13 protein-coding genes are annotated in these 12,751 nt (G+C 72.5%); 7 read left to right on the forward strand and 6 right to left on the reverse strand.

Annotated features, from left to right (window positions below):
• Nucleotides 1-11 precede the first annotated feature (11 nt).
• The 7 genes from ACIRB1_RS09950 to lgt all read left to right on the forward strand — a co-directional run bounded on the left by ACIRB1_RS09950 (nucleotide 12) and on the right by lgt (nucleotide 5,749).
• Complete coding sequence (locus tag ACIRB1_RS09950) at nucleotides 12-479, forward strand: DUF2752 domain-containing protein (RefSeq protein WP_403465188.1); 468 nt, start codon at nucleotides 12-14, stop codon at nucleotides 477-479.
• Between the two features lie 126 nt (nucleotides 480-605).
• Nucleotides 606-1,415 (forward strand): indole-3-glycerol phosphate synthase TrpC, encoded by an 810-nt coding sequence (gene trpC / locus ACIRB1_RS09955; protein WP_352183724.1) that lies wholly within the window; start codon nucleotides 606-608, stop codon nucleotides 1,413-1,415.
• Between the two features lie 43 nt (nucleotides 1,416-1,458).
• The gene (trpM, locus tag ACIRB1_RS09960; protein WP_403465382.1) at nucleotides 1,459-1,644 is read left to right on the forward strand and encodes a tryptophan biosynthesis modulator TrpM; all 186 of its coding nucleotides are present in this window, start codon (nucleotides 1,459-1,461) and stop codon (nucleotides 1,642-1,644) included.
• 66 nt (nucleotides 1,645-1,710) lie between these two features.
• A complete protein-coding gene (gene trpB / locus ACIRB1_RS09965; protein ID WP_352183725.1) occupies nucleotides 1,711-2,994 on the forward strand; it encodes a tryptophan synthase subunit beta in 1,284 nt (427 codons plus the stop codon).
• Complete coding sequence (gene trpA, locus ACIRB1_RS09970) at nucleotides 2,991-3,806, forward strand: tryptophan synthase subunit alpha (protein ID WP_403465189.1); 816 nt, start codon at nucleotides 2,991-2,993, stop codon at nucleotides 3,804-3,806. Before trpB ends, trpA begins: the two co-directional genes overlap by 4 nt.
• 96 nt (nucleotides 3,807-3,902) lie before the next feature.
• Nucleotides 3,903-4,679, forward strand: coding sequence for a thioredoxin domain-containing protein (locus ACIRB1_RS09975; RefSeq protein WP_352183727.1), 777 nt, complete (start codon nucleotides 3,903-3,905; stop codon nucleotides 4,677-4,679).
• A gap of 92 nt (nucleotides 4,680-4,771) precedes the next feature.
• Nucleotides 4,772-5,749, forward strand: coding sequence for a prolipoprotein diacylglyceryl transferase (gene lgt / locus ACIRB1_RS09980; RefSeq protein WP_352183728.1), 978 nt, complete (start codon nucleotides 4,772-4,774; stop codon nucleotides 5,747-5,749).
• Nucleotides 5,750-5,807: 58 nt separating this feature from the next.
• On the opposite strand, the gene ACIRB1_RS09985 is transcribed toward lgt, so the two are convergent.
• From ACIRB1_RS09985 to ACIRB1_RS10010, 6 genes are read right to left on the reverse strand one after another with little or no spacing between them, the layout of a single operon-like run.
• Nucleotides 5,808-6,620: an HpcH/HpaI aldolase/citrate lyase family protein gene (locus ACIRB1_RS09985; RefSeq protein WP_403465190.1), complete on the reverse strand. Its 813-nt coding sequence runs from the start codon at nucleotides 6,618-6,620 to the stop codon at nucleotides 5,808-5,810.
• On the reverse strand, nucleotides 6,617-7,816 hold the full coding sequence (locus ACIRB1_RS09990) for a CaiB/BaiF CoA transferase family protein (protein ID WP_403465191.1): 1,200 nt from the start codon (nucleotides 7,814-7,816) through the stop codon (nucleotides 6,617-6,619). The genes ACIRB1_RS09985 and ACIRB1_RS09990 overlap by 4 nt, the downstream gene beginning before the upstream one ends.
• On the reverse strand, nucleotides 7,813-8,709 hold the full coding sequence (gene rbsK / locus ACIRB1_RS09995) for a ribokinase (RefSeq protein WP_352183731.1): 897 nt from the start codon (nucleotides 8,707-8,709) through the stop codon (nucleotides 7,813-7,815). Before rbsK ends, ACIRB1_RS09990 begins: the two co-directional genes overlap by 4 nt.
• Entirely contained in the window at nucleotides 8,706-10,061 is a 1,356-nt protein-coding gene (locus ACIRB1_RS10000; protein ID WP_352183732.1) for an ADP-ribosylglycohydrolase family protein, read from the reverse strand. Before ACIRB1_RS10000 ends, rbsK begins: the two co-directional genes overlap by 4 nt.
• Entirely contained in the window at nucleotides 10,049-11,233 is a 1,185-nt protein-coding gene (locus tag ACIRB1_RS10005; RefSeq protein ID WP_403465192.1) for an ADP-ribosylglycohydrolase family protein, read from the reverse strand. The genes ACIRB1_RS10000 and ACIRB1_RS10005 overlap by 13 nt, the downstream gene beginning before the upstream one ends.
• Before the next feature lie 8 nt (nucleotides 11,234-11,241).
• The gene (locus ACIRB1_RS10010) at nucleotides 11,242-12,696 is read right to left on the reverse strand and encodes an ADP-ribosylglycohydrolase family protein (protein ID WP_403465193.1); all 1,455 of its coding nucleotides are present in this window, start codon (nucleotides 12,694-12,696) and stop codon (nucleotides 11,242-11,244) included.
• Nucleotides 12,697-12,751: the final 55 nt, after the last annotated feature.

Below are 12,751 nucleotides of genomic sequence, written 5' to 3' on the forward strand. Positions count from 1 at the left end.
CCAGGGGCACAATGCGAGACGTGAACGCCGACAGCCAGAGCCCGCCGAAGACGCGCGCCCCCGGCACCACGCCCGGTGCCGCGTCCGTGCTGAACCGCGTGGCCGTGCCCGCCGGCGTCCTCGCGGCCGTCGCCGGAGCCTTCGCCTATGTGGGCACCGTCGACCCGAACCAGCCGGGCCACTACCCCGTCTGCCCCCTGTACCGCCTCACCGGCCTGTACTGCCCCGGCTGCGGCGGTCTGCGCAGCGCGCACGAGTTCATCCACGGGGACTTCCTGGCGGCGCTCCAGGACAACGCGATCGCCGTGGTGGGCTATCTGGCCTTCACGGTCGTATGGACCGTCTGGGTGGTCCGTGCGGCGCGCGGCCGGCCCGCCCGGATCGAACTCGGCCGGGTCCAGCTGTGGAGCCTGGGCGTGTCGGCGCTGGTCTTCACGGTTGTCCGGAACCTGCCGTTCGGTGGCTGGCTACATCCTTGATCAACCGACACATGTCCAGGTAGTGGGACCGGTGTCAACCGGATGCGAGGCCTACGCCTTCCTCCGGATACCATCGAGGTCAGATGTGACCATGGCTTTTCCACCGTCCGGAAGGGGGCCGCTCGCGTGAGTGTGCTCGACGAGATCATCGACGGAGTCCGTGCCGACCTGGCGGAACGGCAGGCGCGCGTCAGCCTCGACGAGCTCAAGGAGCGCGCGGCGAAGGCTCCCGCGGCCAAGGACGGCGTGGCCGCCCTGCGCGGCGACGGCGTCAAGGTCATCTGCGAGGTCAAGCGCTCCAGCCCCTCCAAGGGCGCGCTGGCCGCGATCGCCGACCCGGCGGGCCTCGCCGCGGACTACGAGGCGGGCGGCGCCGCCGTCATCTCCGTCCTCACCGAACAGCGCCGCTTCGGCGGCTCGCTGGCCGACCTGGAGGCCGTCCGCGCGCGGGTGGACATCCCCGTCCTCCGCAAGGACTTCATCGTCACGTCGTACCAGCTCTGGGAGGCCCGTGCCTACGGCGCCGACCTCGCCCTGCTGATCGTCGCGGCCCTGGACCAGCCCGCCCTGGAGTCCCTCATCGAGCGCGCCGAGTCGATCGGCCTCACGCCGATCGTCGAGGTCCACGACGAGGACGAGGTCGACCGCGCGGTCGACGCCGGCGCGAAGATCATCGGCGTCAACGCCCGCAACCTCAAGACCCTCGAGGTCGACCGCGGCACCTTCGAGCGCGTCGCCCCCGAGATCCCGGCCCACATCGTCAAGATCGCCGAGTCCGGCGTCCGCGGCCCCCACGACCTCATCGCCTACGCCAACGCGGGCGCCGACGCGGTCCTGGTGGGCGAGTCCCTGGTCACCGGCCGCGACCCCAAGTCGGCGGTCTCGGATCTGGTGGCGGCGGGCGAACACCCCGCACTCCGCCACGGCCGCGGCTGATCACCCGCTAGGCTGACGCCCGATGACCCTCACCCTGACGCCCATGGACCGGCACGCCCGCCTCGCGCGCGGCTGCCGTCCGCGGGGCTGCCGTGCGCCCGCGAGGCGGGTCCACGGCCGTCGCGTGCGTTACGTCATCGGTGACGAACCTGGGCAGGTGAACGGTCGCCGATGGCAGCGCGCCCCTCAGGGGCGCGGGGAACTGCGCGACCAGCCACACACGGCCTGAGGTCGTACGACAAGCTCCGCCCCCACGGCGATCCGTTTTCCCACAAACTCACCGTGAGGTTTCCGCATGCCCAGCGAGTTCTTCATTCCCGACCCCGACGGTCAAGTCCCCAGCCCCGAGGGCTACTTCGGGGCGTTCGGCGGCAAGTTCATCCCGGAGGCCCTCGTCGCCGCCGTGGACGAGGTCGCCGTGGAGTACGACAAGGCCAAGCACGACCCGGAGTTCGCCCGAGAGCTGGACGACCTCCTCGTCAACTACACCGGCAGGCCGAGCGCGTTCACGGAGGTGCCCCGCTTCGCGGAACACGCGGGCGGTGCGCGGATCTTCCTCAAGCGCGAGGACCTGAACCACACCGGCTCCCACAAGATCAACAACGTCCTCGGTCAGGCCCTGCTCACCAAGCGCATGGGCAAGACCCGGGTCATCGCGGAGACCGGCGCCGGTCAGCACGGCGTCGCCACCGCCACCGCCTGCGCCCTGTTCGGCCTCGAATGCACCATCTACATGGGCGAGATCGACACCGAGCGCCAGGCCCTCAACGTCGCCCGCATGCGCATGCTCGGCGCCGAGGTCATCGCCGTGAAGTCCGGCAGCCGCACCCTGAAGGACGCGATCAACGAGGCGTTCCGCGACTGGGTCGCCAACGTCGACCGCACGCACTACCTCTTCGGCACGGTCGCCGGCCCGCACCCCTTCCCCGCCATGGTCCGCGACTTCCACCGCGTGATCGGCGTCGAGGCCCGCCGCCAGATCCTGGAGCGCGCCGGACGCCTCCCGGACGCGGCGATCGCCTGCGTCGGCGGCGGCTCGAACGCCATCGGCCTCTTCCACGCGTTCATCCCGGACACCGACGTACGCCTCATCGGCTGCGAGCCCGCCGGGCACGGCGTCGAGACGGGCGAGCACGCGGCCACGCTGACCGCGGGCGAGCCCGGCATCCTGCACGGTTCGCGGTCCTACGTCCTCCAGGACGAGGAGGGCCAGATCACCGAGCCGTACTCGATCTCGGCCGGTCTGGACTACCCGGGCATCGGCCCCGAGCACTCCTACCTCAAGGACAGCGGCCGGGGCGAGTACCGCGCGGTCACCGACGACGCGGCCATGCAGGCCCTGCGCCTGCTGTCGCGCACCGAGGGCATCATCCCGGCCATCGAGAGCGCCCACGCGCTCGCCGGCGCGCTGGAGGTCGGCAAGGAGCTGGGCAAGGACGGGCTGATCGTCGTCAACCTGTCCGGGCGCGGCGACAAGGACATGGACACGGCCGCGCGCTACTTCGGCCTGTACGACACCGACGCCGAGGTCGCCGCCGACGCGGCCGACACCGCCGAGATCGAGGGGGACGCCAAGTGAGCGGCAACATCCGGCTGTTGAGCGACACCCTCGCCGCCGCCAAGGCCGAGGGACGCGCCGCGCTCATCGCCTACCTCCCGGCCGGGTTCCCGACCGTGGACGGTGGCATCGCGGCGATCAAGGCGGCCTTCGACGGCGGCGCCGACATCGTGGAGGTGGGTCTGCCGCACAGCGACCCCGTCCTCGACGGCCCCGTCATCCAGACCGCCGACGACATCGCCCTGCGCGGCGGCGTCAAGATCGCCGACGTCATGCGCACGGTCCGCGAGGCCCACGCGGCGACCGGCAAGCCGGTGCTCGTCATGACGTACTGGAACCCCATCGACCGCTACGGCGTCGAGCGCTTCACCGCCGAGCTGGCCGAGGCGGGCGGCGCCGGGTGCATCCTGCCCGACCTGCCCGTCCAGGAGGCGGGCCTGTGGAGGGAGCACGCGGAGAAGCACGGGCTCGCCACGGTCTTCGTGGTCGCGCCCAGCAGCAAGGACGCCCGCCTCGCCGAGATCACCAAGGTCGGCACCGGCTTCGTCTACGCCGCCTCGCTGATGGGCGTCACCGGCACCCGTGAGTCGGTCGGCGCGCAGGCCCAGGACCTCGTCGAGCGCACCCGGGCCACCACCGACACGCCCGTGTGCGTCGGACTCGGTGTCTCCGACGCCCGGCAGGCCGCCGAGGTGGCCCGCTTCGCGGACGGCGTGATCGTCGGCTCGGCCTTCGTCAAGCGGATGCTGGACGCGCCGGACGACGCGGCCGGCGTCGAGGCGGTCCGCGCGCTCGCGGGCGACCTCGCGAAGGGCGTGCGCGGACAGTCGTAGAAGCTGCTCGGCACGGAACAGAACATGTGGTCACTCGAACGGGTGGACCTGGGACCGGGGAGGCGCGCTGCGCCTCCCCGGTTCGTTCTGCGGGGTGTGAGCGAGAAGAACCGTGACGGAAAGCGCACCGCCCGCGAGCGGCTGGCGGTCGAGCGTGAGAAGCAGAAGGCCGCGGAGAGGCGGCGGCGCACGCTGATCGTGGCCGCGAGCGTGGTCTGCGTGCTGGGTCTTGCGACGGTGGTCGGCGTCCTCGCCGCGAACCACGGCAAGGACAGCGGCAGCAGCAAGGCGGGCCCGGTCGTCGCGCCCTCCGGGGCGACCGGCAAGGACAGCCTGGCGATCCAGGTCGGCAAGGACAGCGCCAAGCCGACGCTCACGGTGTGGGAGGACTTCCGCTGCCCGGCCTGCCAGGCCTTCGAGACGGCGTACCGCCCGACGCTCCGCGAGCTGACCGACTCCGGCCAGCTCAAGGTGCAGTACCACCTGGTCACGCTGATCGACGGCAACCTCGGCGGCACCGGCTCCAAGCGCGCGGCGAACGCGGCGGCCTGCGCCCAGGACGCCGGAAAGTTCCGCGACTTCCACGACGTGCTGTACGAGAACCAGCCCAAGGAGACGGACGACGCCTACGCGAGCAACGCCAAGCTGATCGAGCTGGCGGGCAAGGTCAGCGGCCTCGACACGCCCGCCTTCAGGAAGTGCGTCAACAGCGGTGCGCACGACAGCTGGGTCCAGAAGTCGGCCGCGGCCTTCCAGGCGGGCGGATTCACCGGCACCCCGACCGTCCTCTTCGACGGCAAGAACATCTACGCGGACCAGACGATGACCCCGGCGAAGCTGAAGCAGCTGGTCCAGGCGGCGAACAAGGGGTAAGGCGCGGGCCGGTTTTCACACCGGCCCGTTATGGAGCCGTAGCCGGGCCGCTTGCCGTGGTCACGGTCCGGCACGGTAGCGTCGACCCTGCCATGGAACTTGCCTACATTCCCAGCCCGTCGCGCGGGGTCATCCACCTCGGCCCCATTCCGCTGCGCGGTTACGCGTTCTGCATCATCATCGGCGTCTTCGTCGCCGTCTGGCTCGGCAACAAACGCTGGGTCGCCCGCGGCGGCAAGGTCGGGACGGTGGCCGACATCGCCGTCTGGGCCGTGCCGTTCGGCCTCGTCGGCGGTCGCCTGTACCACGTGATCACGGACTACGAGCTGTACTTCAGCGAGGGCCGTGACTGGGTGGACGCCTTCAAGGTGTGGCAGGGCGGCCTCGGCATCTGGGGCGCGATCGCGCTCGGCGCGGTGGGCGCGTGGATCGGCTGCCGCCGCCGTGGCATCCCGCTGCCCGCCTGGGCCGACGCGCTGGCCCCCGGCATCGCCTTCGCCCAGGCCATCGGCCGCTGGGGCAACTGGTTCAACCAGGAGCTCTACGGCCGCGAGACCCACCTCCCCTGGGCGCTGCACATCACGTCCTCCACGGACGGCCGGGTGCCGGGCTACTACCACCCGACCTTCCTGTACGAGTCGCTGTGGTGCGTCGGCGTCGGCTTCCTCGTGATCTGGGCCGACCGCCGCTTCAAGCTGGGCCACGGCCGGGCGTTCGCGCTCTACGTCGCCGCCTACTGTGTGGGCCGCGGCTGGATCGAGTACATGCGCGTCGACGACGCCCACCACTTCCTGGGCCTGCGGCTGAACGACTGGACCGCGATGGTCGTCTTCGTCCTCGCGGTGGTCTACATGATCGTCTCGGCGAAGAAGCGTCCCGGCCGCGAGGAGATCGTCGAGCCCGAGACGGACACCCCGGCCGACGGGACCGACGGCGACACCGAGCCGAAGGCCGACACCGAGGAGACCGCGGCCACCGACACCCCGGAGCCCGAGGCCAAGGACGACGCCCCGGACACCGAGACCGAGGACATCAAGAAGGACGAGCCGGAGTCGGCGAAGAAGAGCTGACGGCGGGTTCTACGACGACGAGGGCGCCCCGTGTCCGACGGGGCGCCCTCGTCGTGTGTCAGGTGCGGCGGGCCAGCGACAGGGTCCGCCGGGCCGCCGCCACCACCGCCGCGTCGATGAACCGCCCGTCGGCCAGCGCCTGCGCGCCCTCCTCCGCCATGGCCGCCTTGACGATCGTCTCGGCCTCCTCGATCTCCCGCTCGGTCGGCAGGAACGCGCTCTCGATGACCGGGAGCTGACGGGGATGGATCGCCGCACGACCGAGGAAGCCCAGGGCACGGCCGTGCGCGCACGAGGCCGCCAAGGAGTCCAGATCGCGGATGTCCGGATGGACGGACTGCGGCGGCGGCGCCAGCCCCGCCGCCCGCGCGGCGACGATCACCCGGGAACGCGACCAGTCCAGCCCCGCGTCCTCCCGTACCCCCAGGTCGGCCCGGAGATCCGCCTCCCCGAGCGCTACCCCGTGCACGGCGGGATGCGCGGCGGCGATCGCGAAGGCCCGCTCGATACCGAGGGCCGATTCCAGGAGGGCGTACAGGGGGAGGTCGCGGGTCTGCTCCGCCACGGTGACGACGTCCTCCGCCGCTGTCACCTTCGGGAGCCGTAGGCCGGACACGCCCGGGAGGGGTGCGAGCGCCCGGAGATCGTCGGCGGCCCAGGGGGTGTCGAGGGCGTTCACGCGGACGTGGACGTCGGGCCGGGGTTCCGAGAGCAGCTCCGCCGTGGCCGCGCGGGCGTACTCCTTGCGGTCCGGGGCGACCGCGTCCTCCAGGTCGACGACGACCACGTCCGCGCCGGCCGCGAGCGCCTTGGCCACCACCGGCGGGCGGTCGCCGGGGACGTAGAGCCAGGTCAGGGGGTGCGGGGTCACAGGGCGCCCGCCTGCCGCAGAGCGGTCAACTCGGCTTCGGTCAGGCCGAGTTCGGTCAGGACCGGGTCCGTGTCGGCGCCGTGCGGGCGGCCGGTCCAGCGGATCGCGCCGGGGGTGGCGGAGAGACGGAAGAGGACGTTCTGCATGCGGAGCGGGCCGAGTTCGGGGTCGTCGACGGTGGTGATCGTGTCGAGGGCCTGGTACTGCGGGTCCGCCATGACGTCCCGTACGTCCTGGATCGGGGCGACCGCGGCCTCCGCCTTCTCGAACGCGGCGAGCACCTCCGCGCGGGTGCGCCGCGCGATCCAGTCGCCGACCGCCGCGTCCAGGACATCGGCGTGCCGGGCCCGGTCCGCGCCCGTCGCGAACCATGGTTCGTCGATCAGTTCCGGGCGGCCGACCAGGCGCATCACGCGCTCGGCGATCGACTGCGCCGAGGTGGAGACGGCGACCCAACTGCCGTCCGCCGTACGGTAGGTGTTGCGCGGGGCGTTGTTCTGGGAGCGGTTGCCGGTGCGCGGCTGGACGTGACCGAGCTGGTCGTACCAGAGGGGCTGCGGGCCCAGCGCGGTGAGGATCGGTTCGATGATCGCCATGTCCACCACCTGCCCCTCACCGGTGCGGTCACGTGCGGCGAGAGCGGTCATCACGGCATACGCCGTCGCCAGGCCCGCGATCGAGTCGGCGAGACCGAACGGCGGGAGCGTCGGGGGCGCGTCCGGCTCGCCGGTGATCGCGGCGAAACCACTCATCGCCTCGGCGAGGGTGCCGAAGCCGGGGCGATGCGCATAAGGGCCGAACTGACCGAATGCGGTGACCCGGGCGAGCACCAACCGCGGGTTGACGGCGGAGAGTTCGGCCCAGCCGAGGTCCCATTTCTCCAGGGTGCCGGGGCGGAAGTTCTCGATGATCACATCGGCGGTCGCGGCCAGCCGGAGCAAGGTGTCGCGCCCGCCCGGCTTCGACAGGTCGAGGGTGATCGCGCGCTTGTTGCGGCCGAGGAGCTTCCACCAGAGGCCGATGCCGTCCTTGGAGGGGCCGTGCCCCCGGGACGGGTCCGGCTTGGTGGGGTGCTCGACCTTGATGACCTCGGCGCCGAAGTCACCGAGCATGGTGGCGGCGAGAGGCCCGGCGAAGAGCGTCGCGAGGTCGAGAACACGCAGCCCCGACAGGGGGGTTGAGGTCGGCTCGGTCATGAGGCGTACTGCTTGTCGATCTCCGCGCGGAACGGCATCGACGCCGTCGCCCCCGGCCGCTGCACCGACAGGGCCGCCGCCGCTGCCGCCCAGGCCAGCGCGTCCCGCATCGGACGGCCCTCGGCGAGCGCCACCGCGAGCGCGCCGACGAAGGTGTCGCCCGCGCCCGTCGAGTCCACGGCGGTCACCTGAGGTGCGGGCACGAGGAACGGCTCCGCGCCCCTGGCCGCGTACAGACTGCCCGCCGCGCCCAGCGTGACGATCACCTCGGGCACCTGGTCGAGCAGGGCCGCCGCGGCCTCGTGCGGGTCGGTGCGGCCGGTGAGGGTGGTGGCCTCGTGTTCGTTCGGGACCAACAGGTCCACCGCGGCCAGGAGTTGGGGCGGCAGGGGCTGGGCCGGGGCGGGGGTGAGGATCGTCCGGACGCCGTGGCGGCGGGCCGCCTCCGCGCCCGCGACCACCGCGACCAGGGGGATCTCCAGTTGGAGGAGCAGGGCGTCGGCCGTGGCGATCGTCGCCTCGTCGCCGGGGGCGAGATGGTCGACGGTGCCGTTGGCGGCGGGGACGACGACGATCGCGTTGCCGCCCTCGTCGTCCACGACGATGTGCGCGGTGCCGGACGGGCCCTCGACGGTGCGCAGATGGTCGGTGTCGACCCCGGAGTGTTCGAAGGTGGCGCGGAGTTGGGCGCCGTAGGCGTCGTTGCCGACCGCGCCGACGATCGTGACGGCGGTCGCGCCCGCGTGGGCCGCGGCGATCGCCTGGTTGGCGCCCTTGCCGCCGGGGATCGTGCGGAACTCCCGTCCCGTCACGGTCTCTCCGCGCTGCGGGGCCTTCTCGACGTAGGCGACGAGGTCCATGTTCGTGCTGCCGAGCACGGCGATGTGGGTCATGGGCGGACGGTCTCCTGATGGGTGAGCCGGGCGAGGGTGTCGAAGCCGATGCCGTTGAAGTCGCCCACAGAGGTGGCGAGCCGGTTCTTGAGCGGGGCCGTCCAGCGGTCGGGGAGCGCGGTGCCCGAGACGAGCGCGGCGATGCCGCCGACCGTGGCGCCGTTGGAGTCGGTGTCCCAACCCCCGGACACGGCACGGCAGATGGAGCCGGTGAAGTCACCGTCCGCGTGGGTGAGGGCGGCGGTGATCAGGGCGGTGTTGGGGATCGCGTGCACCCAGTGGTGGGTTCGGCCGTAGGCGGCGTGGAGGTGGTCCACCACCTCGTCGAAGTCCCAGTGTTTCCTGGCCAGTCGGAGGGCGTGGTGGATCGCCGTGGCGAGGCGGGAGGCGGGCGGGACGACGGTCAGTCCCGTGCGCAGACAGGTGTGGATGTCGTGGGTGCCGGTGGTCGCGGTGGCGATGACGGCGGCCGTGAACATCGCCGCGTAGACGCCGTTCGCGGTGTGGGTCAACGTGGCGTCGCGATGGGCCTGTTCGGCGGCGGCGCCCGGGTTTCCGGGGTTGGTCCAGCCGTGCACGTCGGCACGGATCAGGGCGCCGATCCACTCGCGGAACGGGTTGCGGTGGCGGGCCGTGCGCGGGGGTTCCAGGCCGGTGAGGAGGTTGCGGTAGGCGATGCGTTCGGCGGTGAAGGTGCGGCCTGCGGGGAGTTCGTCGAGCCAGAGCTTCGCCACGTCGGCGGTGGTGAAGTCCCTGCCGTGGCGCTGTAGCAACAGAAGGTTCAACAGGGGGTAGTTGAGGTCGTCGTCCTCGGGCATGCCGTCGATGTTCTCGGCCAGGGAGGTGGGGGCGGAGCGGCGGTTCCAGGGGTGGGCGGCGAGGAGGTCGGCGGGAACGCCCCGGGCGGTGAAGTAGGTGGTGAGGGGCCAGTTGCCGGTGGCGCGGGCGAGTTGGCGGATGCCGTCGAGGGTGATCTTCTCGACGGGCTTGCCGAGCAGACAGCCGACGGCGCGGCCCAGCCAGGCGGCCTCGAAGAGGGCCGGGCGGGGTGGGGAAGCGGCTTGCGGGGCGGGCCAGTTGGGGCACAGGGCTTTGACGCGTGCCAGGTCAGTGGGCTCCTGGTCCGCCAACCCGCTGGGCAGGTCGGCCAGTTCGTCCAGCAGGTCCTCCGCGAGCAACCGGAGGTAGCGGGAGGGGAGGCCGGCGGACGCACCCGCCCGTTCCGGTGCCTCCGCACCGCCCGCCGCCCGCCAGCGCGCCGCGATCGCCGACGGTTCGCGCCCGTCCTGGGCGGCCTGGCGCAGCTCGTGGCCGAGCAGGTCCTCCGGCTGGACCCAGGTCAGTCGGAGCACCGCGGCCCCCCGATCTCGCTGAACGCCGCCTCGTGGGCCCGGCGTCGCAGGACGTCGCGCTCGAAGACCTCGCGGGTCACGGCGGTGAGGACCGTCGCCGGTTCCCACAGGTCCAGGCGGCTGGCCTCGGCGACCGTCTTCGACCAGTCCTGCGGGACCGCCGAACCCAGGGCGCCCGCCACCGCGCCGGCCATCGTCGCGATCGAGTCGCAGTCCCGGCCGTAGTTCACCGAACCCAGCACCGCGTGCCGGAAGTCGCCGCCGGAGACCACCAACATGCCCAGCGCGACGGGGAGTTCCTCGATCGCCTTGGTGCGGGAGGGACGGCGGGCGTCCAGGGAGGGAGCGCGGTAGTCGGGGCCGACGGTGTCGTACGGCGCGACGGCCTCCCGCAGCGGGCCGAGCGCCGACTCGAAGTCCGAGTGGGCGGCGGCCACTTCGCAGACCTTCTCGATGGCGGTGCGGGTGCCGTCCTTCGCCAGGGAGAGGCAGGCGGCCACGACCGAGTCCGGGGTCGCGCCCGGCACGCAGGCCGCGGCCACCGCCGCCGCGAAGACACCGGCTGCCTCGCGGCCGTACGACGACTGGTGGGCGCCCGCGATGTCGAGGGCCTCGGCGTAAGCGCCCGCCGGATGGGCCGCGTTGACCAGGCCGACCGGCGCCATGTACATCGCGGCACCGCAGTTGACGATGTTGCCGACGCCGGCCTCGCGGGGGTCGACGTGGCCGTAGTGCAGGCGGGCCGCGAGCCACTTCTCCGCGAGGAAGACGCGCTGGAGCGGGATGGCTTCCGCCTCCAACTCCGGGATCCAGCGCGGGCTTTGCATCAGATCCGGGACGAGGTGGTCGGCGACGGAGTACGCGTCGAGGTGGTCGCGGACGGTCGCGTAGACCCGTACCAGGGCGTGGGTCATCAAGGTGTCGTCGGTGACGTGGCCGTCGCCCTTGTGGTACGGCGCGATGGGGCGGGCGGTGCGCCAGGCGTCGCCGTTCCAGGGGCCGACGATGCCGTGGACGCGACCGGCGTGGCGTTCGAGGATCTGGTCGGGGGAGTAGCCCTCGACGGGACCCCCGAGGGCGTCGCCGACCGCCGCGCCGACCAGGGCGCCGGTGATCCTCTCCTGAAGGCTGCTTTCTGGCTCTTCAGGTCCTTTGGGTTCTTTGGGTGGCATGCACCGAATCATCCTCCTGGTGGGGCCGGTTGTGTCGCTTCCAGGAGTTCGGCGAGTTCCACGAGGTCGGTGCCGGTGAGGCGGGGGAGGGCGCAGCCGGAGAGGGTGCGGCAGGCGTCCCGCCAGGTTTCGGGGATCGCCCGGCCGCCGCCGAGTGCTCCGGTGAGGGCGCCCACGAGGGCCGGGGCGGAGTCGGCGACCCGGGAGAGGCAGGCCGCGGCGGGCACCGCTTCGGCGATACGGCCCCGGGACGCCGTCGCCAACGCCAGGGCCACCGGGACGGTTTCGGCCGCCGCGATGCCGTAGCTGTAGACGTGGTCGACGATCTGGTGTTCCAGGAGGGGGATCAGGGCGAAGGCGCTGTCGCTGTGCTGGGCCAACTTCAGTGCGTGGCGGGCGTTGCGGCCGATCTCCGTGGCGTCCGGGAGTTCGGCGAGGGCCGCCGCCACGCAGTCGTCCACGGCCGTGCCCACCAGGGCGAGGGAGAGGGCCGCGGCCATCGCTCTCGCGCCGTGGACTCCGTCGCCGTCCTGGGTGTAGTGGGCATCGAACTCGGCCAGCGCGGCGGCGCGTTGGGGGTCGCCGGGGTGGGCCACCGCGAGGACGCAGGCTCTGACGCAGGCCGCGTCGTCGAAGTAGTGGGGGTTGTCGTGGCCTGTCGCGGGTGGGCGCAGGCCTGCCGCGAGGTTGCCGAGGCCTGCCCTGACCGAGATGCGTGCTCTGAGGGGGAGTACGGCGGATTCGACCTCGGGGGCGCGGTCCGCCGCGGCGGCGACCTCGCTGGCGATGGCGTTCCAGGTGAGGTCGATGGCGGCGCGGGTGCGGCGTTCTCTGCTGAGGTCGCCGAGGACTGTGTCGTCGCCCGCCTTCAGTACGGCCTCTGCGGCGAAGGCTGCCCATTCGGCGTCGTCGGAGGGGCCCAGGCGCAGGGGCTCGGGGGGTTGATTCAGGGCGATGGGGACGGGGAGGGTGGTGGTCGCGTTCTGCTCCGCGAAGGTGTCCAGTTCGCGGGTGAGGCGGCGGGTCCACTCGGGCATCCGGGTGGCGCGGTGGCGCGCGGCGGGCCAACCCGCGGCGTCTCCCGCGGCGAGCCCGAGCAGCAGCCCCTCGACCCGCCTCGCCTCGCCTCCGCCATCGGCTTCCTGTCTCCCACCCGCACCACCCGTACAACTTTCGTCGTCGGGTGCGGGTGGCCCTTGTGGGGTGCGATCGCCGTTGGCGGCTGTTCCGTTGAGGGGGGCGGGGTGGCGTGCGTCGCGATGGAGGGCGGGTGCGGGGGCCGCCTGTGGCGTGGGATCGCCGTTGGCGGTCGCCCCGTTGAGGAGGGTTTCGTGGCGTGCGTCGCCATCGGGAGCGGGCGCGGGTTCGCCGTTCGTCGCCGGCTCGTTGAGCGGGGTGCGGTGGGGCGCGCGGATGTCGGGGGTGGCTGCGGGTCGTGGCCGTGTGGCCAACTCGCCTGCCACCGAAGTGAGTTCAGCCCCGTACGCCATCGGCCCCGAGGCATCGCCCCCGCTCTCC

It is taken from the genome of Streptomyces sp. NPDC096013, from assembly GCF_044763565.1.
Lineage (GTDB): Bacteria > Actinomycetota > Actinomycetes > Streptomycetales > Streptomycetaceae > Streptomyces.